Source organism: Sphingomonas longa, from assembly GCF_016892685.1.
In the GTDB taxonomy this organism is placed as follows: domain Bacteria; phylum Pseudomonadota; class Alphaproteobacteria; order Sphingomonadales; family Sphingomonadaceae; genus Sphingomonas; species Sphingomonas longa.
On record NZ_JAFEMC010000001.1, the window covers coordinates 224,110 to 249,638 of the forward strand.

19 protein-coding genes are annotated in these 25,529 nt (G+C 67.3%); 7 read left to right on the top strand and 12 right to left on the bottom strand.

Annotated elements, in window-relative coordinates; all coding sequences use genetic code 11:
- Positions 1-216 precede the first annotated feature (216 nt).
- From recA to ILT43_RS01090, 4 genes are all read right to left on the bottom strand, one after another.
- Positions 217-1,290, bottom strand: coding sequence for a recombinase RecA (gene recA / locus ILT43_RS01075; protein ID WP_211534340.1), 1,074 nt, complete (start codon positions 1,288-1,290; stop codon positions 217-219).
- A gap of 188 nt (positions 1,291-1,478) precedes the next feature.
- Positions 1,479-2,318 (bottom strand): 4-(cytidine 5'-diphospho)-2-C-methyl-D-erythritol kinase, encoded by an 840-nt coding sequence (locus ILT43_RS01080; RefSeq protein WP_204193349.1) that lies wholly within the window; start codon positions 2,316-2,318, stop codon positions 1,479-1,481.
- Between the two features lie 298 nt (positions 2,319-2,616).
- Positions 2,617-4,182 carry a tetratricopeptide repeat protein gene (locus ILT43_RS19755; protein WP_204193352.1) on the bottom strand — a complete coding sequence of 522 codons (1,566 nt, stop codon included), beginning with the start codon at positions 4,180-4,182 and terminating at the stop codon, positions 2,617-2,619.
- Entirely contained in the window at positions 4,157-5,812 is a 1,656-nt protein-coding gene (locus tag ILT43_RS01090) for an electron transfer flavoprotein-ubiquinone oxidoreductase (protein ID WP_204193353.1), read from the bottom strand. Before ILT43_RS01090 ends, ILT43_RS19755 begins: the two co-directional genes overlap by 26 nt.
- A 120-nt stretch (positions 5,813-5,932) precedes the next feature.
- On the opposite strand from ILT43_RS01090, the gene ILT43_RS01095 reads away from it, so the two are divergent.
- The 5 genes from ILT43_RS01095 (at position 5,933) to ILT43_RS19635 (ending at position 10,664) form a co-directional block, all read left to right on the top strand.
- On the top strand, positions 5,933-6,664 hold the full coding sequence (locus tag ILT43_RS01095) for a uracil-DNA glycosylase (protein ID WP_204193355.1): 732 nt from the start codon (positions 5,933-5,935) through the stop codon (positions 6,662-6,664).
- An 8-nt stretch (positions 6,665-6,672) separates the two neighbouring features.
- Positions 6,673-8,820, top strand: a complete 2,148-nt coding sequence (locus ILT43_RS01100; RefSeq protein ID WP_204193356.1) for a transglycosylase SLT domain-containing protein — start codon at positions 6,673-6,675, stop codon at positions 8,818-8,820.
- Positions 8,820-9,347, top strand: a complete 528-nt coding sequence (gene moaB / locus ILT43_RS01105) for a molybdenum cofactor biosynthesis protein B (protein WP_204193363.1) — start codon at positions 8,820-8,822, stop codon at positions 9,345-9,347. The genes ILT43_RS01100 and moaB overlap by 1 nt, the downstream gene beginning before the upstream one ends.
- Positions 9,348-9,422: 75 nt before the next feature.
- Positions 9,423-10,493 (top strand): PA0069 family radical SAM protein, encoded by a 1,071-nt coding sequence (locus ILT43_RS01110; protein WP_204193365.1) that lies wholly within the window; start codon positions 9,423-9,425, stop codon positions 10,491-10,493.
- 48 nt (positions 10,494-10,541) lie between these two features.
- A complete protein-coding gene (locus tag ILT43_RS19635; RefSeq protein WP_275431400.1) occupies positions 10,542-10,664 on the top strand; it encodes a hypothetical protein in 123 nt (40 codons plus the stop codon).
- A gap of 418 nt (positions 10,665-11,082) precedes the next feature.
- Here the strand turns inward: ILT43_RS19635 and ILT43_RS01115 are convergent, their stop codons facing one another.
- Positions 11,083-12,663 (bottom strand): long-chain fatty acid--CoA ligase, encoded by a 1,581-nt coding sequence (locus ILT43_RS01115; protein WP_239473935.1) that lies wholly within the window; start codon positions 12,661-12,663, stop codon positions 11,083-11,085.
- 58 nt (positions 12,664-12,721) lie between these two features.
- Positions 12,722-16,321: a DNA polymerase III subunit alpha gene (dnaE, locus tag ILT43_RS01120; protein ID WP_211534371.1), complete on the bottom strand. Its 3,600-nt coding sequence runs from the start codon at positions 16,319-16,321 to the stop codon at positions 12,722-12,724.
- Positions 16,322-16,415: 94 nt separating this feature from the next.
- On the opposite strand from dnaE, the gene ILT43_RS01125 reads away from it, so the two are divergent.
- Positions 16,416-16,988, top strand: a complete 573-nt coding sequence (locus ILT43_RS01125; protein WP_204193370.1) for an HdeD family acid-resistance protein — start codon at positions 16,416-16,418, stop codon at positions 16,986-16,988.
- A 65-nt stretch (positions 16,989-17,053) separates the two neighbouring features.
- On the opposite strand, the gene ILT43_RS01130 is transcribed toward ILT43_RS01125, so the two are convergent.
- From ILT43_RS01130 to ILT43_RS01150, 5 genes are all read right to left on the bottom strand, one after another.
- The gene (locus tag ILT43_RS01130) at positions 17,054-17,527 is read right to left on the bottom strand and encodes a glutathione peroxidase (protein ID WP_204193372.1); all 474 of its coding nucleotides are present in this window, start codon (positions 17,525-17,527) and stop codon (positions 17,054-17,056) included.
- Entirely contained in the window at positions 17,524-18,141 is a 618-nt protein-coding gene (locus ILT43_RS01135; RefSeq protein ID WP_204193374.1) for a GNAT family N-acetyltransferase, read from the bottom strand. The genes ILT43_RS01130 and ILT43_RS01135 overlap by 4 nt, the downstream gene beginning before the upstream one ends.
- The gene (locus ILT43_RS01140; protein ID WP_204193376.1) at positions 18,138-18,812 is read right to left on the bottom strand and encodes an ABC transporter ATP-binding protein; all 675 of its coding nucleotides are present in this window, start codon (positions 18,810-18,812) and stop codon (positions 18,138-18,140) included. Before ILT43_RS01140 ends, ILT43_RS01135 begins: the two co-directional genes overlap by 4 nt.
- Entirely contained in the window at positions 18,805-20,055 is a 1,251-nt protein-coding gene (locus tag ILT43_RS01145) for a lipoprotein-releasing ABC transporter permease subunit (RefSeq protein ID WP_204193378.1), read from the bottom strand. Before ILT43_RS01145 ends, ILT43_RS01140 begins: the two co-directional genes overlap by 8 nt.
- A gap of 577 nt (positions 20,056-20,632) precedes the next feature.
- Complete coding sequence (locus ILT43_RS01150) at positions 20,633-23,083, bottom strand: TonB-dependent receptor (protein ID WP_204193380.1); 2,451 nt, start codon at positions 23,081-23,083, stop codon at positions 20,633-20,635.
- A gap of 237 nt (positions 23,084-23,320) precedes the next feature.
- On the opposite strand from ILT43_RS01150, the gene ILT43_RS01155 reads away from it, so the two are divergent.
- Positions 23,321-23,797: an Hsp20 family protein gene (locus tag ILT43_RS01155; protein ID WP_204193382.1), complete on the top strand. Its 477-nt coding sequence runs from the start codon at positions 23,321-23,323 to the stop codon at positions 23,795-23,797.
- An 80-nt stretch (positions 23,798-23,877) separates the two neighbouring features.
- Here ILT43_RS01155 and pyrG read toward each other — a convergent pair whose 3' ends face one another.
- On the bottom strand, positions 23,878-25,512 hold the full coding sequence (pyrG, locus tag ILT43_RS01160) for a CTP synthase (RefSeq protein ID WP_204193384.1): 1,635 nt from the start codon (positions 25,510-25,512) through the stop codon (positions 23,878-23,880).
- Positions 25,513-25,529: the final 17 nt, after the last annotated feature.

Genomic DNA, 25,529 nt, shown 5'->3' on the forward strand with positions numbered 1-25,529 from the left:
GACGGCGGTGGAGAGGGTTGAACGGCGGCTGGGCGCACGTTCGGCCCTTTCCGGTACCGGGCTCCCGCCTGCGCGGGAGCACGGCGGTGGGTGCGGAGCGTGGCACCAAAGTGGAGGAAGTGGAGGCGTCGGCGGGGTCCTCCACTTCACTTCAACGAAAATGGGGGCCGCCGTTGCCGGCAGCCCCCCGATCGACACGCCGACGACGCGGCCGATTCAAATATCGTCGTCCTCGCCGGGGCCGACCATCAGTTCCTCGGCGACCTTGTCGGTGCGCTGGCGAATCGCCTTTTCGAGGCGGGCGGCGAGTTCCGGATTGTCGCGAAGATAGGTCTTGGCGTTCTCACGACCCTGACCGATGCGGATCGAGTCGTAGCTGAACCACGAACCCGACTTCTCGACGAGGCCAGCCTTGACGCCGAGATCGAGGATCTCGCCGATTTTGGAGATGCCCTCGCCGTACATGATGTCGAATTCGACCTGCTTGAACGGCGGCGCGACCTTGTTCTTCACCACCTTCACGCGGGTGGCGTTGCCGACGATGTCTTCCTTGTCCTTGATCTGCCCGGTGCGACGGATGTCGAGGCGGACCGAGGCGTAGAACTTCAGGGCGTTGCCGCCCGTCGTCGTCTCCGGATTGCCGTACATCACGCCGATCTTCATGCGTAGCTGGTTGATGAAGATGACCATGCAGCGCGAGCGGCTGATCGAGCCGGTGAGCTTGCGCAGCGATTGCGACATCAGGCGGGCCTGAAGGCCGACATGGCTGTCACCCATCTCGCCCTCGATCTCCGCGCGCGGCACGAGTGCGGCGACCGAGTCGACGACGAGCACGTCGATCGCGTTGGAGCGGACGAGCGTGTCGACGATCTCCAGCGCCTGCTCACCGGTATCCGGCTGCGACACAATCAGCTCGTCGATGTTGACGCCCAGCTTCTTGGCGTAAACCGGGTCGAGCGCGTGTTCCGCATCGACGAAAGCGGCGGTGCCACCACCGCGCTGCGCCTCGGCAATGACATGCAGCGCAAGCGTGGTCTTGCCCGAGGATTCAGGGCCGTAGACCTCGATCACGCGGCCGCGAGGCAGGCCGCCGACGCCAAGGGCGATGTCGAGGCCGAGCGAGCCGGTGGAGATCGTTTCGACCTGCATCGTCTCTTTCGAGCCGAGCCTCATCGCGGAGCCCTTGCCGAAGGCACGGTCGATCTGGGCCAGCGCGGCGTCGAGCGCCTTCTGCCGGTCTGCGTTAGCGGTTGCCATGCCGGTATCGATCACTTTCAGATTGGCGGCCATCAGGGGCTCCCATCGCTAGAGCAAGCGCGTGGCGGGGGCAACGCGTCTGCTTCCATGTATATGGTTTGTTCTCGTGGAACAAGATGGGAACTCGAAGAAGTTTCGTTTGTGCGACGCGGATAAGACAGGAAGGAATTTGTTTGTGGGCTGCGCGTGGCTCGTTCTCCGCGTCATCGCGGCGTGGCTTTTCAGGTCATGATCGAGGCGAGCGACCACCAGCCTCTCGCAGCGGCCGCAGTGGCGGCCGTGTCGCGAGCTTCGGGCGTGTCGAACAGCGCGAAGCACGTGGCGCCGGACCCGGACATGCGCGACAGGATTGCGCCGGGAGCGGCGTCGAGCAGTGTGCGGACTTCGCCGATGACGGGGGCGAGCGACCGGGCCGGCGATTCCAGGTCGTTGCGGGCGGCGCGGGCGCGATCGAGCAACGGCCCCTCCCCCAGCGCGCCGCGATCGATGCCGTCCCAGCCGGCGAAGACGGCGGCGGTGGAGACGGCGACGTTCGGGTTGACGAGCAGCAGCGGCGTGCCGGGCGCGCCCTCGATCGGGACCAGCGCCTCGCCTTTGCCGGTGCCAAGCGTGGTGCGGCCGAGCAGGCAGGCGGGCACGTCTGCGCCGAGATGTTCGGCGATCGCGAACAGCGCGGGGGCGTGCGGGTCGATCCCGGTCAAGCGGGCCAGCGCGCGCAACGTCGCGGCGGCGTCCGCCGAACCGCCGCCGATGCCGGACGCGATGGGGAGGTTCTTCGTGAGCGTGATCGCGACGGGGGGCGTGGGCTGGTGGTGGCGGAAGGCGTCGCGGGCGTCGGTTACGAGGTTGGTGGGCGCCTTTCCATTCCCCGAGGGGGACCGAAGGGCTTGGGCGAAGGGGCCGGTCATGTCGAACCGGTCCTCGGCCGCTTCCTCGACGGTGATCGTGTCGCCGTCGGCGGCGAAGGCGAAGAGGGTTTCGAGTTCGTGATAGCCGTCCGGCCGGCGGCGGCGGACGTGGAGCGCGAGGTTGATCTTGGCGGGGGCGGATTCGACGATCATCGCGCGGGTGATGCGGCAGGGGCGGTTCGGGGGCAAGACTGGTTTGGGTAGGCTGGAAGTTGGTGTTTGTCAGGATCCAGACCACATGCTCTGCGTCAACCCTGTCGCACTCCACACCCGACCCACCCCGGCGAAGGCCCGGGGGTACAGTTTCCGCGCCGCTCGTGAGACTCAGAGCCTTTGCTGCAACTGGACCCCGGCCTCCGCCGGGGTGGGACGGTGAAGTGGACAGATTTATGTTCAGCAAGATAGCGTTGGGCCCCCGCCTGCGCGGGGCACGGGTAGTGAAATCAAGCGGCTAACGGGCCGCCGGTCCGTTCTCGATCTTGGCTGTGAGCCGGCCGAGCGTGCGCGGTTCGGCGACGATTGCGGCGGCGCGCCAGGCGTAGCGCGCTTCGTAGCGGCGGCCGGTTGCCCAATAGGCGTCGCCGAGATGGTCGGCGATGTCGGCATCGGCCGGGCTGTCCCGGGCGGCGCGTTCCAGCAGCGGCAGCGCGCGGGCAGTGTCGCCGGCGCGAAGATACGCCCAGCCGAGCGAGTCGGTGATGGCGGCGTCTTCGGGTTCCAGCGAGTGCGCCTTTTCGAGCATCCTGGTGGCGGCGGCCACGTCCTCGCCGCGATCGACGAGGCCGTAGCCGAGGAAGTTGAGGACGAGCGGCTGGTCCGGCGCGAGCGCAACCGCACGGCGCAGGGCGCGGCGCGCGTCCTTCCACCGGTCCGCAGCGTCGAGCGCGGTGGCGTAGCGGAGCCACGCGTTCCAGCGTTTGGCGATGCGCGGGTCGTCCAGCACGCGGGCGCAGATCGGCGCGGCCTCCGCGGGGCGATCCGCCTCGACCAGCAGGTCGGCGAGGCGGACGCGGTCGACGAACGTCGCGTCGGGTGCGGCGGCGCGGGTGCGGGCTACGGCGAGCGCCTCGGGCTTGCGGTCGCTGCCGTCGAGCAGCGCGATCCGGGCCTCCAGCATGTCGCTCGCCAGCGGATCGTCGGCGGGGATCGCGGCGAGGTTCGCCAGCGCCGCATCGGAGTCGCCAGCGCGGGCCAGCTGGTTGGCGAGGATCAGCCGCGCGCGAGCATAGCCGGGATCGGCATCGAGCGCGGCGCGGGCGAGCGAAAGGGACAAGGTGCTGGCCTGTTCGCCGCGGCCGAGTTCTTCGGCGAGACGCAGGAACAGGCGCGAGACACCGAACGCTGGAGATGCACGCTGGCCGGCGGGGAGCGACTGGCCCGACCCGAGGAGCGCCTGTGCACGGGCCGGTTCTCCCAACCCGACGATCAGTTCGGCGGCGGCGACGCGCGGCGCGCGGTTGGTGGTGGAGGCGAGGCCGGCGGCGGCGCTGCCCTCCGCGAGGCGACCGGCGGCGATCAGCAGCAGCGCGCGGTGCTCGGCGACCAAGGGTTTAGCGACCGGATCAATCGTCGATCGGTCGAGGATGGCAATGCCGGCGTTGCCGCCCGCCGCCCACGCTTCGATGATCGGGGCGAGGATACGCAAACGATCAGTGGCGAGTGACCGCGTCGCCTGCTTCAGGGCGGCGGCATCGCCGGCGCGGGCGGCGTCGGCGATCGGAAACAGCGCGGCGTCGGCGGGAGCGATGCCGGCGTTGCGCAGGACGGCACCGGTTCTGCGGACCAGCGCCGCGTCGCCGCTGGCGATGCCAGCGCGAAAGGCGCGGATCGCGACGACGGGATCACGTGGCGCGGCGGCGACGGCGGCGGCGTAGGCGGTCGACGCGGCGGGGCCGTCACCGTCCGCTTCCGCCGCGCGCGCGGTCAGATACGCCGTCCGCCCCGAGTCCGCAGCGGCCGGAGTCACGGCGAGCACCGCGAGCGCGATCAGGCTACATATTGGGATAGTTCGGGCCACCGCCGCCTTCCGGGACGACCCAGTTGATGTTCTGGGTCGGGTCCTTGATGTCGCAGGTTTTGCAGTGGACGCAATTCTGCGCGTTGATGACGAACTTTGGATCGCCGCTATCCTGTCCGACGATCTCGTACACGCCGGCCGGGCAGTAACGCTGCGCCGGCTCGTCGTACATCGGCAGGTCGTATTCGACGGGTACGTTCGGGTCGCGCAGCGTCAGGTGGACCGGCTGGTCCTCCTCGTGATTGGTGTTCGACAGGAACACCGACGACAGGCGATCGAAGGTCAGGACGCCGTCGGGCTTGGGATAGACCGGCGGCTTCACGAGGTCCTTGCGCCACAGGCTCTCATGGTCCGGGTGATGCTTCATCGTGAAGGGCATCTTCAGGCCGAAATGCTCCAGCCACATGGTGATGCCCGACAGGCCGGAACCGAGGAAATCGCCGAACTTCTTGACGAGCGGCACGACGTTGCGGACGACCGACAGCTCCTTCTTCAGCCACGACGCCTCGAACGCCTCCGGATAGGCGGTCAGTTCGTCATGCTCGCGGCCCTGCTGGATCGCGGCGAAGGCGGCTTCGGCGGCCATCATCGCCGACTTCTGCGCGCCGTGCGTACCCTTGATGCGGGGGACGTTGAGGAAGCCCGCCGAACAGCCGATCAGCGCGCCGCCGGGGAAGACCAGCTTCGGGATCGACTGCAACCCGCCGTCGTTGATCGCGCGCGCGCCGTAGGACACGCGCTTGCCGCCCGCTAGCAGCTCCGCGACCGCCGGGTGCGTCTTCCACTTCTGCATCTCCTGGAACGGGGAAATGTAGGGGTTGGTGTAGCTTAGCCATGTTACGAAGCCGATCGACACCTGACCGTTGGCCTGATGATAGATCCAGCCGCCGCCGTTCGCGTCGTCGCCGAGCGGGAACCCTTGCGTATGCACGACGCGGCCGGGGTGGTGCTTTTCCGGGGCGATGTCCCAGAGCTCCTTGACGCCGAGGCCGTAAACCTGCGGATCGCTGTTCGCGGCGAGGTCGAAGGTGCGGATGACCTCCTTGGTCAGGTGGCCGCGCACGCCCTCCGCGAAGAAGGTGTATTTGGCGTGGATTTCGAGGCCGGGCGTGTAGTCGCCCTTGTGCGTGCCGTCGCGGGCGACGCCCATGTCGCCGGTCGCGACTCCCTTCACGCGGCCGTCGTCGTCGAACAGGATCTCCGCCGCGGCGAAGCCGGGGAAAATCTCTACGCCCAGCTCCTCGGCGCGGCCCGCGAGCCAGCGGCAGAGATTGCCGAGCGAGCAGGTGTAGGTGCCCTTGTTGTGCAGGAACGGCGGGGTCCACAGATGCGGCAGGTTGAACTTGCCCTTCGTGGTCAGCACCCAGTGGATGTTCTCCGTCACCGCCGTCTCCGCCAGCGGGCAGTCGGTGTCGCGCCATTCGGGGATCAGCTCGTCCATCGCGCGCGGATCGATCACCGCGCCCGACAGGATGTGCGCGCCGACCTCCGACCCCTTTTCGAGGACGCAGACGGCCAGTTCCGCACCCGCTTCGTTCGCCAGCTGTTTCAGACGGATGGCCGCCGACAGCCCGGCAGGGCCGGCACCGACGATCACCACGTCGTAGGGCATCGACTCGCGTTCGCTCATGGCCTCTTCTCTCCAGCGGCCCCGCCGGCGATCCGCCGGGCGTGATGCCGCACCATCCTGTCCAATAAGCCGTTCCGCTACATTGACCGCCACGTCAACCGTGGAGCATGACGCCCGGCGATGGGGGCATACCGGAATATCGACACGGCACAGGCCGAACCCGCCGACCGCGCGATGATCGCGAATGCGATCGCCTGGTGGGCGGACGCGGGTGTCGACGTGCTGGTCGAGGACGCGCCACGCGACTGGCTGGTGGCCCCTGCCCCCGCTCCCGTGGTGGAGGCGGCACCGGCGGCGGACTCGCTGCCCGCGACGCTGGAGGCTTTTCTCGGCTGGCGGACTGGGGCGAGCGCGCCCGAGGCGGCGTGGAGCGGCGTGTCCCTTGCCGCTACGGGTCCCGCCGATGCGAAGGTCATGGTGCTGATCGATTGCCCCGACCGCGACGATGGCAATGCCGGCGCGCTGCTGGCGGGGGAGCCCGGCAAATTGTTCGACCGGATGCTCGCCGCGATCGGCCTGTCGCGCGACACCGTGCACATCGCCGCGGTCTGCGCGCGTCGGCCCGCCGCGGGCCGGATGCCGCGCGATATCGAGGCGAAGCTGGGCGAGATCGCGCGCCACCATATCGAACTGGTCGCGCCGGAACGGTTGCTGCTGCTCGGTGATGCGACGAGCCGTGCCGTGCTGGCGATGGAGCGAATCGATGCGCGCGGTTCTTTGCAGGCGTTTAACCATAAAAGCGGACATACGAAGGTCGTAGCCTCCGCCCATCCGCGGATGCTGATCGAGCGTCCGGCGATGAAGGCCGAAAGCTGGCGCGACCTGCAATTGCTGATGGGGGCAGATCAATGAGCTGCAACATGCGTTTGAGAGCAGCGATGACGGTGGCGTTGGCCACCCTACCCCTCCCCGCAATGGCGGCGGAATCGGGCGGCGACCCGTCCGGCGAGGCTCGCTCGGCGCAGGCGGCGCGCATCCCGACGCAGCTGGATGACGCGCAGCGGGCGGCATACGCGCAGGTGTTCGCCGCGATCCGCGCGCAACGCTGGCAGGATGCGCAGCTCGGGCTGGACGCGATGAAGCCGGGGCCGCTGCATGCGATCGCGCGCGCCGAACTCTACACCGCCAAGGGATCGCCGCGCGTCGAGCTGGAGCCGCTGGTCACGCTGCTGAACGAAGCGCCCGAACTTCCGCAGGCCGAGGCGCTGCGGCGGCTGGCATCGTCGCGGGGCGCAACCGACCTGCCGCCGCTGCCGGTGGCGCAGCGGCTGATCTGGCAGGACGGCGCACCTCGCCGCGTCCGCGCGAAGGCGACGAAGAGCGACATGGTCGCGGCCGATCTCGCGCAGAGGATGCAGCCTTATGTGAAGGTTGACGACGGCGCGTCGGCGGAAGCGCTGTTGACGCAGACCGTCGGCCTGAGCCCGGAGGCGACGACCGAGTGGCAGGCCAAGGTCGCGTGGATGTATTTCCTGCGCGGCGAGGACGCGAAGGTGCGCGAACTCGGCGCGCTGGCGGCGGCGGGCAGCGGTGACTGGGCGGTGCAGGGTCGCTGGATGACGGCGCTGGCGGCGTGGCGACAGGGTGACTGCGCGGCGGCGGAGACGGGGTTCGAGGGCGTGGCGGCGCGCGCCGGCGATGTCGATCTGCGCGCGGCCGGGCTGTACTGGGCGTCGCGCGCGGACATGGTGTGCGCGCGGCCAGACCGGATCGAAGGCCGGCTGAAGGCGGCGGCGCAGTTCGGCGAAAGCTTCTACGGGCAACTCGCGCGACAGGCGCTGGGGATGCGTGGCGGCATCGGCGCGAAGGGCGGGATGCGCGACGCCGACTGGACGCTGCTCGACAAGCGCCCGAACGTGCGCGTCGCGGCGGCGCTGATCGAGGTCGGCGAGGCCGATCTGGCGGACGACGTGATCCGTCAGCAGGCGAAGATCGGCAATCCGGCGGAGTTCGGCAGCCTCGTCAAGCTGGCCGAGACGCTCGATTTGCCGGCGACGACGATCTGGCTGGCGCATAATTGTCCGCAGGGCGTGACGCCGACCGCGGACGCGCGCTATCCGACGCCGAACTGGCAGCCGGACAGCGGCTGGCGCGTCGACAAGGCGCTGGTCTACGCCCACACGCTGGAGGAATCGCGCTTCCGGCCGAAGGTGACGAGCCAGGCGGGCGCATACGGCCTGATGCAGATCATGCCCGCCGCCGCGACGGATTTCGCGCGCGAGCGGGGAACGACGATCGACAAGGTCGCGCTCGGCAAGCCTTCGGTGAACATGGACATCGGCCAGCGGCATCTGGAGCGGCTGCGCGACATGGGTTTGACCGGCGGGCTGCTGCCGAAGGTGATCGCCGCGTACAACGCCGGACCGAAGCCGGTCGGCGAGTGGAACACGCTGGTTCACGACGGCGGCGACCCGCTGATGTATATCGAGAGCATCCCCTATTGGGAGACGCGCGGGTACGTCACGACGGTGCTGCGCAACTACTGGATGTACGAGACGCAGGGCGGCAAGTCGGCGTCGACCAGCCGCGCCGCGCTGGCGCAAGGGATGTGGCCTCGCTTTCCGGGGATGAGCGGTGCGCTGGCGGTGCGGATGCCGACGCGCGGCAATAGCGGGGTGGCGTATGCCGCAACGGCTCCGGTGCGCGCGGTGGTGCAGGCGGCGCGTCCGCGGATCGTGCGGTCGCCGGTGGCGGCGGCCCCGGCCCCCGTCGCAGTGGCGCAAGTGATCGCGCCGTTACGGGCGCCCGTAACGCTGCCGAACGCGGTGTCGCCGATCCGGACCGCGACGCTGGCGATGCAGCCGGCGCCGGTGCCGTCGGCCCCCGCCAACAGCTTCGCCGAGAACATCGTGTCGGTCGTTAAGGCGATCCCCGGCACCGTCGCGGCGGCGGCGAGCGCGATGACCGACGGCGACCTGCTGCGGCGCGCGGCGGCGGCGATGGCGATGCAGCCGAACATCGTGAAATCGGTCACGGCGACGATCGGTTCCAGCGTACAGGGCGACTGATGCCGATCGACGAAAGCCGCACTTTCCTGCCGGTGCGGATCGCGGTGCTGACGGTGTCCGACACGCGCGGGCTGGCGGAGGATCGTTCGGGCGACACGCTGGTCGAGCGGCTGACGACGGCTGGGCATGTGCTGGCGGACCGTGCGATCGAGCGGGATGACGTGGATACGATCGTCGCGCGGTTGCGGGCGTGGATCGCCGACCCGAACATCGATGTCGTCGTCACCACCGGCGGTACCGGCGTCACCGGGCGCGATGTGACACCGGAGGCGGTGGAGCAGGTGGCGGAGAAGATGATCCCCGGATTCGGCGAACTGTTCCGCTGGTTGAGCTATGCCAAGATCGGCACGTCCACGGTGCAGTCACGCGCCTGCGCCTGCGTATCCGGCGGCACGTACGTCTTTGCGCTGCCGGGATCGACCGGAGCGGTGAAAGACGGGTGGGACGGCATCCTGCGCGAGCAGCTGGATAGCCGGCACCGGCCCTGCAACTTCGTCGAGCTGATGCCGCGCTTGCTGGAGCGGTAGGTCACCGAGGATCGGTACTCGCCGATCAGCGACAATGTTCTTGATACGTTCTTATCGGCATCGTATCATCGAGGCATGGCGAACACCCGGCCCGTGCGCGGTGCGACTCACAATGCGGAGAGCCGGCGCTTCAACCTGCCGCAGGTGGAGGCGGACGGAGATTGGCTCGACGAGCGCGAGGGCATCGACGGCGCGCTGACGCCGCTGAAGACGACCGTAACGGTCGAGCGACCGCGGACGATCATCAGCCGCAACGCCTCCCCCGACGTGCCGTTCGACCGCTCGATCAACCCGTATCGCGGGTGCGAGCATGGCTGCATCTATTGCTTCGCGCGGCCGAGCCATGCGTTCCACGACCTGTCGCCGGGGCTGGATTTCGAGAGCCGGCTGTTCGTGAAACCCGACGCGGCGATGCTGTTGCGCGCGGAATTGCAGAAGCCGAGCTATGTCGTCCGGCCGATGGCGCTGGGCACCAATACCGATCCGTACCAGCCGATCGAGCGCGAGTGGCGGGTGACGCGGTCGATCCTGGAGGTGCTGGCGGAGACGGACCATCCGGTGACAATCACGACGAAATCCGACCGCGTCGTGCGCGATCTGGACATCCTCGCGCCGATGGCGGCCAAGGGCCTGGCGGCGGTGTGCATGTCGGTGACCTCGCTCGATCCCAAGGTGGCGGGCACGGTGGAGCCGCGTGCGCCACATCCCGAACGGCGGCTGAAAGCGGTAGCGACGCTGTCGGCGGCGGGGGTGCCGACGTACGTCTCGATCTCGCCCGTCATCCCCGCGATCACCGATCATGAGATCGAGCATCTGATCGAGCGCGCCGCGGAGGCCGGTGCGCGCTACGCCTTCTTCCTGCCGGTGCGGCTGCCGCACGAGGTCGCGCCGCTGTTCCGCGCGTGGCTCGACGAGCATTTCCCCGATCGTGCGGGCAAGGTCATGAGCGTGATCCAGTCGCTGCGCGGCGGGCGCGACAACGACCCGGAGTTCTTCACGCGGATGAAAGGCGCGGGACCCTGGGCGGAGTTGCTGGGCACGCGGTTTCGCATCGCGTGCCGCAAGCACGGGCTGAACAAGGATCGCATCGCGCTGCGCACCGACCTGTTCCGTGCGCCGGCCGGGCCGCAGGGGGAATTGTTCTGAGGCACTCCGGCCCCGGTCGCGCGTTGGAGCGGCAGAAAGGATGCCGATATGACCGATCAGGATCGCGCGAAGACCGAGACGCCGGAGCAGCCCGTCGAGCAGGAGGAATCCGGAGCGGGGTACGGGAACAACGCTGGCGAGCAGGGCGGGGAGACGACGAAGGACGACTGAGGGATGCCGTTGGCGGGGCGGCGGTTTGCAACGCCCTGCCGCTGCTTGTTGCCTCGCGTCTATAGCCCCCGATCGGGAGCATCATGACGTGATAGCCTTCTATGCATGCCGTTCGAGCTGAACCTGCCGAAGTGCATGAGCCTCATCTGTGCTTCGACAGGCTCAGCACGAACGGTTCGACCCTGCATGACCCGGTTCAGCCTGCCTCCTCCCGGTCCAGCGTGCGTCATGCCGAGCCAGCCTGCGTTATCCCGCTCCACCCTGCGTCATCCCGGTCCACCCCTTCGTCACCCCAGCGAACGCCGGGGTCTCGTCGGGCATCAGATCGCGACAAACGCGTGAGACTCCAGCTTTCGCCGGGGTGACCGGGTGGCCGAGGACGGGACGGTCTTCGGCTGGCTTTGGTGGAGTTGCCCCGTCAAGCCCCTGTCAGCACGTGGCCGCGGAAGCGTTCGCGCAGAGCAGTCTTCAGCAGCTTGCCCGTGGCGGTGTGCGGGAGTTCGTCGACGAAGACGATTTCGTCCGGCAGCCACCATTTCGCGACCTGCCCGGCCAGATGCTGCTGGATATCCGCGGCCGCAACGTTGCTGCCCGGCTTGCGGACGACGACGAGAAGCGGGCGCTCGTCCCATTTGGGGTGCGGGATCGCGATGGCAGCGGCCTCGGCGACGCCGGGGCAGCCGATCGCGGCATTTTCCAGATCGACGGAGCTGATCCATTCGCCACCGGATTTGATCACGTCCTTCGACCGGTCGGTAATCTGCATCGTCCCGTCGGGGTGGAGGACGGACACGTCGCCGGTGTCGAACCAGCCGTCCGCATCGACGGCGTCCTCCGTCGCGCCGTAATAGCGCTGGATGACCCAGGGACCGCGGACCTGAAGCTGGCCGGACGAGGTGCCGTCGCGGGGCAGGACGTTGCCGGCGTCGTCGACGACGCGCAACTCGATGCCGAACGGAATCTGCCCCTGCTTCGAGACGAGGTCGAGCTGGGCATCACGCGACATCTCGTCCCACTCGGGGGGGCGCTGGCCTGCGGTGCCGACGGGAGAGGTTTCGGTCATGCCCCAGAGATGCGCGACCTCCATGCCCATCCCCATCAGCCGCTCGATCATCGCGCGCGGGGCGGCCGAGCCGCCGACACTGGCGAACTTCAGGTGCGCCGGGGGCGGGTTGCCGGCATCGATATGGCCGAACACGCCAAGCCACACGGTGGGGACGCCCGCCGAATGCGTGACCTTGTAGCGGGTCATCAAATCGCACAGCACGGCGGGATCGTTGATCGCGGAGAAGACATAGCTGGCGCCCGCGATCGGCACGGCGAGCGGCAGGCCCCATCCGGCGGCGTGGAACATCGGCACCACCGGCTGCACGATCGAACGCGACGACAGGTTGAAGACGGCGGGCGTGATGACAGTCAGCGCGTGGATGACGGAGGAGCGGTGGGTGTAGAGCACGCCCTTCGGGTCGCCGGTCGTGCCGCTGGTATAGGCGAGCATACACGGATCGCGCTCCGGACCCTCGACCCACGCGTAATCGCCGTCCTCCGCGGCGAGGAGCTCGGCGAGCGTGCCCGGCCCCTCCCCGTCCATCACCACATAGTGTTCGATGCTGGTCCAGCGGCTTTTCAGCCGGTCGACGATCGGCTGGAACATGCGATCGTAGAGTAGGACGCGGTCGCCGGCATGGTTGCCGATATAGACGAGTTGATCGTCGAACAGCCGCGGGTTGATCGTGTGGATCACGCCGCCCATGCCCATCGCGCCGTACCATGCGACGAGATGATTGGCGTGGTTCATCGCCAGCGTCGCGATGCGGTCGCCGGGTTGCAAGCCGAGGCGTTCGAGCGCCTGCGCCAATCGCTTGGCGTCGTCAGCGATACCAGCCCAGGTCGTGCGGCTCTCGCTGCCGTCCGCCCAGCGCGTGACGATCGAGCGACCGGCATGTTCGCGCGCGGCGTGATCGATGATGCGCGACACGCGCAACTCCATATCCTGCATCGATCCCAGCACGCGGTCACTCTCCCGATCCGCCGACCGGCAGGAATGCGCGGCCGGGTCAGCCGACCAGCTTCAGCCTCGTCTCGGAGGTCTTGAGCCGGGCGGCGGCGACACCGTGCAACGCCTCGATATGTCCCGCAAGCTCCGCATCGAGCAGGAAGTCGCGGCCGAGCAGCAGCCGGGCCGGTCCGCGATCCGTGGTCAGCGTCGCGAAGACTTCGCCGCGCGCGCCGCGATGATCGGACAGCAACGCAGCGAGTGCGGGAAATGCTGCCGCATCAGTGACTTCGACCTCGATAACGAAGCGTGCCGCGGCGGCCAGCGTTTCGAAGGGCTGGATCCGCTTGACCGAGACGCGCGGCGTTTCCTCGCCGGGACGACGGTCGAGTTCGACGGTGATGAGCGCGCAACCGCCCATCCGCGCCGCCTCCTCAAGGTCCTTGGCGACGAGATCGTCGAAACAGGTGGCGACGAACTGGCCGCTCGAATCGGAAAGCTGCGCCATCATGTAGCGTTTGCCGCGCGCGGAGGTGCGCCAGCGCGCGTCTTCCACCAGCACCGCCATCGTCGCGCCTGCGCGGGTGCCGTCGTCGGGAATCGTCAACTCGCCGAGCGATGCGAAGCTGCGCGCACCGTGCATGTGCGCGAGGTGCGAGTGGCGGTCGACCGGATGCGCGGAGAAGTAGAAGCCGAACGCCTCCTTCTCCTGCTCCATGCGCTCCGACAGCGACCAGCGGACGGAGGTGGGTAGCTTGATCGCGTCGCCAGCGTGCGACGTGTCGCCGAACAAGCCACCCTGCCCGCTGGTCTTCTGTTCGTGCGTGCGCGCGGCGACGGCGAGCAGCGTTTCCGCGACCGCGTGGACGCCGGCGCGATTGTCGTCGATGCCGTCGAACGCGCCCGCTGCGGCCAGCGTTTCGAGCTGACGCTTGTTCAGCAGGCGCGGGTCGACACGGGTCGCGAGGTCGTCGAGGCTGGCGAAGGGGCCATTGGCGCGTTCCACGACGAGGCGTTCCATCGCGCCCTCGCCGACGGATTTCAGCGCGCCGAGGGCGTAACGGACGGCCAACTCTTCGCCCCTCCCCTTCAGGGGAGGGGTTGGGGGTGGGGCGGTGCCGCTGGCCGTGTCGCTGGTGGAGAGACCCCACCCCAACCCCTCCCCTGAAGGGGAGGGGCTTAGAATCTCCACATCGAAATCAGGTCGGCTGCCGTTGATGCAGGGGGGCAGCATCGTCACGCCGGCGCGGCGGGCATCCTCGACGAAGATGCCGAGCTTGTCCGTCAGCGCCATATCGTAGCACATCGACGCGGCGTAGAATTCGTGCGGGTGGTGCGCCTTCAGCCATGCGGTCTGATAGGCGAGCAGCGCATAGGCGGCGGCGTGCGACTTGTTGAAGCCATAGCCCGCGAACTTGTCGATCAGGTCGAACAACTCGTTGGCCTTGGCCTTGGGGATATTGTTGGCCTTTTCGCAGCCCTCGACGAAGGTCGAACGCTGGGCGTCCATCTCCGCCTTCACCTTCTTGCCCATCGCGCGACGCAGCAGGTCGGCGCCGCCGAGCGAGTAACCGGCCAGCACCTGCGCGGCCTGCATCACCTGTTCCTGATAGACGAAGATGCCGTAGGTTTCGGACAATATGCCTTCGAGCAGCTTGTGCGGGTAGACGATCGGCTCCGTCCCCTGCTTGCGGCGGCCGAAGCTGGGGATGTTGTCCATCGGGCCGGGCCGGTAGAGCGAGACGAGCGCGATGATGTCGCCGAAATTGGTCGGCCGGACGGCGGACAGCGTGCGGCGCATGCCCTCCGATTCCAGCTGGAACACGCCGACCGTGTCGCCGCGCTGGAGCAACTGGTAGACGAGAGGGTCGTCCCATTCGAGCGCGTCGAGCTGGATCGACACGCCGCGCTTGTTCAGAAGCTGCACCGCCTTCTGGAGCACGGACAGCGTCTTGAGACCTAGAAAGTCGAACTTCACCAGTCCTGCGCCCTCGACATATTTCATGTCGAACTGCGTGACGGGCATGTCGGACCGCGGATCGCGGTAAAGCGGCACCAGCTTCGCCAGCGGCCGGTCGCCGATCACGACGCCGGCGGCGTGGGTCGAGGAGTGGCGCGGCAACCCTTCCAGCTTGGTCGCGAGGTCCCACAGCCGCCGGACCTGATTGTCGTTCGAATATTCCTTCGCGAGTTCCGGCACGCCGTTCAGTGCGCGCTTCAGGTCCCACGGGTCGGTCGGGTGGTTCGGCACCAGCTTGGCAAGGCGATCGACCTGACCGTAGCTCATCTGAAGCACACGACCGGTGTCCTTGAGCACGGCGCGCGCCTTCAGCTTACCGAAGGTGATGATCTGCGCGACCTGATCGCGGCCGTATTTCTCCTGCACGTAGCGGATGACCTCGCCGCGCCGGGTTTCGCAGAAGTCGATGTCGAAATCGGGCATCGACACGCGTTCCGGGTTCAGGAAACGTTCGAACAGCAAACCCAACTGCAACGGATCGAGATCGGTGATCGTCAGAGCCCATGCGACGACGGAGCCCGCGCCGGAACCGCGACCCGGACCGACCGGAATGTCGTGGTCCTTCGCCCATTTGATGAAGTCCGCGACGATCAGGAAATAGCCGGGAAAGCCCATCTGGACAATGACGTCGACCTCGAACGCGAGCCGGTCGCGGTACACGTCGCGCCAACCCGGCTCGCCCTCGGGCTCGCCTTTCAGCGCACGGAGTTCGGCAATGCGGTCGAGCCGCGCCTCCAGCCCGGCGGCGGCATCGTCGCGCAGCATCTGCGCCTCGCCCGACAGATCGCCCGCGAGCGTCGGCAGGATGGGCTTGCGATACGGTGCCATCACCGCGCAGCGCTGCGCCACGATCAGCGTGTTGGCGATCGCCTCCGGCAAATCGTCGAACAGCGCCTTCATCGTGTCCGCCGGTTTCAGCCACGCATCGGGGCAACTGCGCGGGCGATCCTCCGTTTCGACATAGGTCGAATTGGCGATGCAGAGCATGGCGTCATGCGCGTCCCCGAACGCGCTTTCGGCGAAACAGCAGGGGTTGGTCGCGACCAGCGGCAGGTTGCGATCATAGGCCAAGTCGATCAGCGCCGGCTCTGCCGCGATTTCCAACGGGTCGCTGCGGCGGCTGAGCTCGATGTACAGGCGGTCGCCGAACAGCGACTGGAGCCGATCCATATAGGAACGGGCCCGGTCAGGCTGGTCCTCCGCGAACAGGCGCGCGACCGCGCCCTCCCCGCCCGCGGTCAGCGCGATCAGGCCGTCGGTGTGGCGCGACAGCATCTCGAACGACACGTGCGCGGCAAGCTCGATCGGGCGGTCCAGATGCGCCGCCGACACCAGCGCGCAAAGATTGTCGTAGCCGGTCGTGTCCTGCGCATAGAGCGCGATCCAGTCGATCGGGGCAGCCACGCCCTCCGGCATGTCGGGGCGGGCGATGCCCAGCATCGTGCCGATGATCGGCTGCACCCCGCCCTTCTTGGCAGCATCCGAAAATGCCATCGCCGCATACAGCCCGTTGCGGTCGGTCAGCGCGGCGGCGGGAAAGCCCAGCGCTTTCGCCTGCGCGGCGATCGCCTTCGGCTCGATCGCGCCGTCGAGCATGGTGTATGATGAAAAGACGCGGAGCGGCACGAACCCGGAATGCATGAACGGGAGGTAGGCGCTGGCGACCGATTCGACCAGCGCCGGAACCGGGCCTGCGACGGGCCGTTCGTCGCGCTGATCGATGGGAGCGTCGTTCATGACCGACACACCGCGTGGCATGGAAAGCCTGCGTATCCAGGGGATCGGCGCCGGCTGGGGCTGGATACTGGCCTATGGCATACTGTCGGTCGTGCTCGGCATTCTCGCCTTCGCCGCGCCGTTTGCCGCGACGCTGGCGGCGACCTTGGTGATCGGCATCTTCTTCATGGCAGCGGGTGCGACCTCCATCGCCGCGGGGGTCTTCGGGAAAGGGCATGACGGGCGCGCCTACGCGATTGTGTTCGGCACGCTGTCGCTGTTCGTGGGTGGCGTCATGGCGTTCGAGCCCGCGACGGGCGCGCTGTCCCTGACGATGCTGGTGGCGGTATGGCTCGGCGTGCGCGGGGTGATGGAGCTGGTGTTCGGCGTCCGCATGCGGCGGGGCAAGGCGATGATGATCGTGCTGGGGATCGTGAACCTGGTGCTCGCGGCTATCGTGCTGGCGACGCTGCCCTGGTCGGCGCTGACGCTGCCGGGCTATGTGCTGGGGATCAGCTTCCTGCTGGGCGGGGCGACGTCGATCGGCGCGGCGCTGGCGCATCGCAAGGGCGAGCCGGCCTTCGCGGTTTAGGCGGTTTTGCCTGAGTCTGCCCTCCGTAACGCCTGCGTGCGCGGCACCTCCCTCTGTTGGGAGGATCAAAGGAGCGCTTCGATGTCCTTCGTCAGCTCTTCCGGCTTGGTCGTGGGCGCGTAGCGGGTGACGCGGGTGCCGTCGCGTGAGACGAGGAACTTGGTGAAGTTCCACTTGATCGCCTTCGATCCGAGCAGGCCGGGCGCGGCGGCCTTCAGATCCTCGAACAGCGGATCGGCCTGGGCGCCATTGACGTCGATCTTGGCCATGACGGGAAAGTCGACCGCATAGGTCAGTGAACAGAAGTTCGCGATCTCCGCCGCGTCGCCCGGCTCCTGCGCGCCGAACTGGTTGCAGGGGAAGGCCAGCACCGCCAGTCCACGGTCGGCATAGGCGCGGTGCAGCTCTTCCAGTCCCTCATACTGCGGCGTGAACCCGCATTTGGAGGCGGTGTTGACGATCAGCAGCACCTTGCCCGCATAATCCGACAGCGGCACCGATGCGCCATCCGCGGCGTGAACGACATGGTCGTGGATCATGGGATGGCTCCATCAGGACGGGCATCGTGCCGCGCGAGCAGGTAACGCAAATTGGCCTTCACGCCCGGCCACTCGCGGTCGAGGATCGAATAGACGACCGTGTCGCGCAGCCGCCCGTCCGCCATGACCTGATGCCCGCGCAGCACGCCGTCGCGGTGCGCGCCGAGCCGCTCGATCGCGACCTGGCTGCGGGTATTGAGCTGGTCGGTCCGGATCTGCACGCACTGGCAGTCCATCGCTTCGAACGCGTGGGTCAGCAGCATGAGCTTCGCCTCGGTGTTGATGCCGGTGCGCTGCGAAGACTTCGCGTAGAAGGTGCCGCCGATTTCCAGCCGCCGGTGCTTTTCCGCGAGCCGCATCAGGCGCGTCGAGCCGACGACGGTGCCGCCGGCGTCTTCCACCGCGAACACCAGCGCGCGGCCGTAATCCTGTTCCGTGAGTGCGGCGGCGAACCAGCGGTCCGGGGTCTTCATCATCGACACGTTGGCGTAGAAGATGTCCCACAATCCGCCCTCGCAAGCGGCGGCGACGAGCGCACCCTCATCCTCTCGGACCAGCGGACGAAGCGTGACATGGCGGCCGGCGAGCGTCGGCACCTGCCGCCAGAGGCTCACCGCAGCCGGCCTTCGTTGAGGCGGACGACCCGGTCCATCTTCAGCGCCAGCCGCTCGTTGTGGGTTGCGACCAGCGCCGCCGACCCCTCGCCGCGGACCAGCCGCAGGAATTCGGCAAGCACGATGTCGGCGGTATGTTCGTCGAGGTTGCCGGTCGGCTCGTCCGCCAGCACCAGCGCCGGCCGATTGGCGAGCGCGCGGGCGACGGCCACGCGCTGCTGCTCGCCGCCGGATAGCTGGCTCGGGCGGTGTGTCAGCCGGTGGCCGAGGCCGAGCACGGTGAGCAGGTCGCGGGCTCGTGTCAGCGCGGCATCGCGGGTGGCGCCGTGGATCAGTTGCGGCAGGACGACATTCTCGGTCGCGTCGAAATCCGGCAGCAAATGGTGGAACTGGTAGACGAAGCCGAGCCGGTCGCGGCGCACGACGGTGCGGCCGGCGGCATCGAGCGTCGCGGCTTCCTCGCCCGCGATGCGGATCGAACCTTCGAACCCGCCTTCCAACAGGCCGACTGCCTGTAGCAGGGTGGACTTGCCCGAACCGGACGCGCCGAGCAGCGCGACGATCTCGCCGGGCTGCACCGCGAGGTCGACGCCGCGCAGGACGTGGATCGTCTCCCCACCCTGCGTGAAGCTGCGCGCGAGACCGGAGGTCTGGAGGACCGCATCATTCATAGCGCAGCACCTCGACCGGGTCTGTGTTCGCCGCCTTGAACGACGGATAGAGCGTGGCGAGGAAGGTCAGAATCAGCGCCATGACGACGATCAACGTGATCTCCACCGGATCGGATTTCGACGGCAAATCGGTCAGGTAGCGGATCGATGGGTCCCACAGGTTCTGGCCGGTCACCAACTGCACGAAGTTGATGACGCCCTGACGGAAGAACAGGAAGATCGCGCCTAGGATCAGCCCCGCCAGCGTCCCCAGCACACCGATCGTGGTGCCCACCGAGATGAAGATGCGCAGCATCGCGCCCCGCGTCGCGCCCATCGTGCGCAGGATGGCGATATCGCGCGTCTTGGATCGCACCAGCATGATGAGCGAGGAAGCGATGTTGAACGCGGCGACGAGGATGATGATGCACAGCACGACGAACATTGCGACGCGCTCGACCGCCAGCGCCTCGAACAACTGCGCGTTGAGCGTGCGCCAGTCGGCGATGACGGCACCGCCGCGCAACTTGTCCTTCAACGGTGCGAGGATTTCGCCGACCTTGTCTGCATTGGTCGTAGTGAGCTCGACCATTCCAACGGTGTCACCGAGCATCAGAAAGGTCTGGGCGTCCTCGATCGGCATCACGACATACGCCTTGTCGTAGTCATAGACGCCGATCTCGAAGATCGCGGCGACACGGTAGCTGACGCTGCGCGGCACGGTCCCAAAGGGGGTGGTCTGACCCTGCGGCGAGATGATCGAGATGTCCGAGCCGACCGTCGCACCCAGCGATTCCGCCAGTCGCGAGCCGATGGCGACGTTCCCCGATCCGGGTGTCAGCGCCGCGAACGATCCCGCGACGAGGCCGCGCCGGAAACCCGCATTGCTGCGGATGTCCTGCACACGCATCCCGCGGAACAGAATGAATTCGGCTCGTCCGTTCGAACTGGCGAACAGCGGCTGCTCGATCAGCGGAATGGCGGAGACGACGCCGGGTGTCGCTTTCGCCTGTGCGGCGATCTGACGCCAGTCGGCGAGGCGGTTGCCGTAGCCCTGCACCACCGCGTGGCCGTTCAGCCCGACGATCTTGTCGAAGAGTTCGGCGCGAAAGCCGTTCATCACGCTCATGACGATGACGAGGGCGGCGACGCCGAGCATCACCGCGCCGAGGCTGAAACCGGCGACGAGCACGATGAACCGCTCGCCTCGTCCCGGCAGCAGATAGCGGCGGGCGATCATCCGTTCGTAGCTGGATAGGATCATGTCGCCGGAGGCTGTAGCACGCCGCCGCCGCCAAGCAACCTGAACGGGTCTGTTGCGTCGAATCCACACGTAGCGATCAATCGTGTCGCGGGAGTCGCAAGGCAGGTGACAAAGTAAGGGAGGCCACCTAGCACTGACCTCGCTGAGACACAGGCAACGGCCGTGGTTCGGGGAATGCTCTTACGCCGCCAACAGGCTGGGCGAGAGCGGGAAAATGGGGGCTGACGAGCGATCGTCACGCAGGCGCCCGGGTCGGCAACGATCCGGGCGTTTGCCGTTCTCCCCCATCTTCCCGCCCCACCGGCGATACCCGTACCGGCGCGACACCGACCAGGATGCGGGAGCTTCCAGACTGCGGCACCCCGTCGGTATGATCCATGTGTATTCGGGCGAAGCTGAACGGTGGGTTACGGACGCGTGGGGGATTCAGTTCACCTGTTTCGTCATGCCGGCCCGCCCCGGGATTCGCCTATCAGCGAGCCAACCGAAAGACGCGCATGCGGCACCGTGGATGCCGGGACTGGCCCGGCACGACACTGAAACCTGACCTGCGTGAATCTCGCCAAGCTACATCCGCTCAGAAACTCCGCGATACGGTCAAGCCGTAAGTCCGCGGATCGCCGGGCTGGCCGACGACGAGGCCGGTGCTGCCGGATTGCAGCGCGAGCACCTCGTAATAGTTGCGATCGAAGGCGTTGCGCAGCCACCCGAACACGTTCCAGCTGTCCTTCGCCTTGAAGCCCAATCGGAAGTTGCTGAGCGCATAGCCGTTGATGTCGGTGTACAGCGACCGTGACGGATTGGACGAGAAGCGCGAGCGGTAGCTGCCGTCATATCCCAGATAGAACTGACCATCGAGGCCCGCGAAGCGCGCCGGCAAGTCGTATTCCGCGCCGTAGGAGAACGCCCATTTCGATACGCCGGGCAGACGCTGCCCGGAGATGTCGCAGGCGGCGGGGCTGACCGTGCCCGTGCCGGCCGGGGTTGCCGGGTTGCTTGCCGTAGCCGTCGTGCCGCCGGATAGTTCGGGCGGGCACGGCGCGTCGACGAACTTCACGTATTTGGCGTCGGTCCACGCGCCGTTGACGTAGACGTTGAAGCGCGAGGTGGGGCGGAAGGCGCTGTCGAACTCGATGCCGCGCGTCCGGACCTTGCCAGCATTCGCCAGATAGCCGCGCAGCACGCCGAGCTGTCCGTTCGTCACCGTCGCCTGATAATCGTCGATCTCGGTCCAGAACGCCGCAAGGTTCACCGTCGCGCGGCGATCGGCGAACTGCGTCTTCAGGCCCAATTCGAAATGGTTGACCTTTTCCGGCTCGACGGTGGCCGCGGCGAGGATCGGGTTGTTGTTCCCGTCCAGCGGCAGGCCGGACAGATTGATGCCACCCGATTTGTAGCTGCGCGCATAGGTCGCGTAGGCGTGGATATCGGGTGTGACGGTGTAGGCGGCGGTGATGTCGCCCGACACATTCCAATTGTCGAACGAGGGCTCATAGGTTTGCGGCGCGAGCACACCGCGCTGGTCGTTGGTCAGCGTCGTGCTGCCCGCGCCGTTCGTGACGACCGAGACGTAGGACCCGTCCTTCTTGTCGTAATTGACGCGCAGGCCCGGGGAAATCGAGAACGCCTCGCCGGCATGCCAGGTCAGCTTCCCGAACAACGCCGCCGAGGTGTTGGTGAAGCCGATCGTGTTGCGCGAGGTCAGCCCGTTGAGGGTCGCGGGATCGCGGCCGCCGGCGCTGGTGGGGTTGAGCAGGAAGGCGCTGGCCGCCGGGCCTTGCACCTGCAGCCCCTGCGTATCGATCGTCTGGTAGAAATAGAACGCGCCGAGCGTGTAATCGACCGCGTTGGTGCCGTTGGAGCCGATCCGCAGCTCCTGGCTGAACTGGCTCTGTTGCGACGGATTGGCGGAGACCGTGGTGATCGGCAGGCCGATGAAATCGCGGTCGTTCGAAGGGTCCCAGTGCCAGAACCGCCATGCCGTCACCGAGGTCAGCGTCGAGGCGCCAAGGTCCCAGTTGGCGACCAGCGACAGGCCGCCGAGTTCCTGCTTCGCGCGCAGGTCGGTGTCGACGTCCGTGACGCGGTCGAACGCGTTGGTCGAGGGCACGACATAGCCCTGCGCTGCCGCGAGCGCGGCATACTGGCGGATCGTCGGTCGCTGCGTCGCGCCGGTGCGGGCGTAATATTGGACGCAGCAATTCGGGTTCTGGCGGTTGTAGTCGGCGTAGAGCGTCAGATCGAGGTCGGGCGTTGCGCGAAACAGCATCTGACCGCGCAGGCCAATATTGTCCTGGCTATTCAGATACTCGTCGGTGCGGACGTTGTAGATCGTCCCGCGGCGGGTGGTGACCGAGGCGGACAGGCGCGCGGCGATGCGATCCGCGACCAACGGCCCGCTGATCGACGCCTTGCCCTGGAAGAAATCGAGATTGCCGCCGGTGACTTCCGCGCGCGCCTCCGGCGTGAAGCTGGGCGGACGCGTGGTGATGTTGATCGCACCGGCGGTGGTGTTCTTGCCGTACAACGTCCCCTGCGGCCCGCGCAGGATCTCGATCCGCTCGGTATCGGTAAAGTCGAACGTCGCCGAGGCGATGCGGCTGTAATAGACCTGATCGACATAGATGCCGACGCCCTGTTCGATGCCGTCGTTGGTCAATCCGAACGGCGCGCCGAGGCCGCGGATGTTGGCGGCGGAGTTGCGCGGGTTCGTAGAATAGAATTGCAGCGTCGGCTGAAGCTGCGTGATGCGGCTGACATTGTACGCGCCCGTCTCGGCGATCGCGGTGCCGCCGATGACGGAAATGGCGATCGGCACGCTCTGCACCGTCTCGGCACGGCGGCGTGCCGTCACGACGATGTCGCCGCCGGGGCTGGCGACGGCGGGGCCGGTGCGGCCGACTTCGCCTTCGGCCGGTGTATCGTCAGGCGCGGTCGCCTGAACGCCGGGGCTGACAGGCGCAGGCTCCTGCCCGGCGGGCGGCGCAGCAATCTGGCCGGCGAGCAGCAGGGCAAGCGTCAACGACATCGGTATCTCCCATGAACCTGACCGCAAACTCCACCAATTTACTGGATGTTCAACGAAGCTTCGCCTTGGCCCCGGCGAAGTTCAGCTTCGTGGGCACGAAAAATCAGGTTCGACAGGCTCTTGAAGGGGGCTTTCAACACACCAAATCCTGTTCCGTGCGGTGCCGCTGACGGGCCGTACCGGGCATCGCGCCACGGCGGATGCCTCGACTTCAACTCGCTCATCGGAGGATTTGATATGCGACTCGACCTGACCCCCTATCGCCGTTCGACCATCGGCTTCGACCGGCTGTTCGACCTTCTCGAAACCAACGCGCGCGGCGCGGCGGCCGAGAACTACCCGCCCTTCAACCTCGAACGGATCGCCGACGACCGTTACCGCATCACGCTGGCGGTGGCTGGCTTCGGTCGCGACGAGATCGAGATCACCGCACAGCAGAACATGCTGCTCGTCGCGGGGAAGAAGGACGACAAACCGAACGCCAACTTCGTCCATGTCGGTATCGCGACCCGCTCGTTCGAGCGCCGCTTCGAACTCGCGGACTTCGTGTTCGTGGAGGATGCGCGGCTGAACGACGGCCTGCTTGTCATCGACCTCGTCCGCGAGGTTCCGGAGGCGATGAAGCCGAAGAGCATCGCGATCAAGACGGGCGCACCGCTGGCCGCCGTCGAGGCGAGCGACACCGCCGCTCACGACGAGGCACAGGCCGCGTAACAAGCTCGGCGCCTGTTTCTCCCTTTTCCAGGCGTCGCGGGGCGTCCGGGCCGAAAGGTCCGGGCGCCTTCGTTTTAGGATCAGACCAGCCGGCTCTGCTTTACCGCGGCTTCGATGAAGCTGGCGAACAGGGGATGCGGGTCGAAGGGTTTGGATTTGAGTTCCGGGTGGAACTGGACGCCGACGAACCACGGATGATCCGGCCGCTCGACGATCTCCGGCAATGTTCCATCGGGCGACATGCCGCTGAACACCAGTCCGCCTTCTTCCAGCGCGTCCCGATAGTGGGTGTTCACTTCGTAGCGATGGCGGTGGCGTTCCTGGATGGCAGTGCCGCCATAGATCGACGCGACGACGCTGTTGCCCGCGAGCGTGGCGTCGTACGAGCCCAGCCGCATCGTGCCGCCGAGGTCGCCCTGCTCCTCGCGCTTTTCGAGACCGGCGCGGCCCATCCATTCGGTGATGAGGCCGACGACCGGCTCGTCCGTGGGCCCGAACTCGGTAGACGAGGCGTCTGCGATGCCGGCGAGGTCGCGCGCACCCTCAATACAGGCCATCTGCATCCCGAAGCAGATTCCGAAATAGGGCACGTTGCGTTCACGCGCGAAGCGGACGCTGGCGATCTTGCCCTCCGCGCCGCGCTCCCCGAATGCGCCCGGTACCAGGATGGCGTGGCAGGGTTCCAGATGCGCGGCGATGTCGCCGTCGGGGCCCTCGAACAGCTCCGCGTCGATCCAGCGGACGTTGACCTTCACCTTGTTGGCGATGCCGCCGTGGACCAACGCCTCGTTGAGCGACTTGTAGGCGTCCTGAAGGCCGACATATTTGCCGACGACGCCGACCGTCACCTCGCCCTCTGGGTTGGTCAGGCGATCGACGATCTCGGTCCAGCGGGACAATTCGGGCGGCGCACCGGGTTCGATGCCGAACGCCTTCAGCACCTCCGAATCGAGCCCTTCGGCGTGGTATTGGAGCGGCACCGCGTAGATGCTCTTGGCGTCGAGTGCGGGGATGACCGCACTCGCGGGCACGTTGCAGAACAGCGCGATTTTGGCGCGGTCCGACTCGGGCAGCGGGTGTTCGCAGCGGCAGACGAGCACGTCCGGCGCGACGCCCAGCGCGGCGATCTCGCGCACCGAATGCTGCGTCGGCTTGGTCTTCAGTTCGCCCGCGGCGGCGATGTACGGCACCAGGGTGACGTGAACGCTGATCGAGCGACCACGACCCAGTTCGTTCTTGAGCTGGCGGATCGCCTCGATGAAGGGCAGCGACTCGATGTCGCCGACCGTGCCGCCGATCTCGCACAGCACGAAGTCGAGGCCCTCGACGTCAGCCTGCGCAAACGCCTTGATCGCGTCGGTGACGTGCGGGACCACCTGCACGGTGGCGCCGAGATAATCGCCGCGCCGCTCGCGCGCGATGATCTGCTGATAGATGCGACCCGACGTGACATTGTCCGACTGGTGCGCGGCGACGCCGGTGAACCGCTCGTAATGGCCGAGATCGAGGTCGGTCTCCGCGCCATCGTCGGTGACGTATACTTCGCCGTGCTGATACGGGCTCATCGTGCCCGGATCGACGTTCAGATACGGGTCGAACTTCCGGATCCGGACATTGTAGCCGCGCGCCTGAAGCAACGCCGCGAGGGAGGCCGCCATGAGGCCCTTGCCGAGCGACGAGACCACGCCGCCGGTGATGAAGATGTACCGCGTCATGGGACAGAACGCCTAGC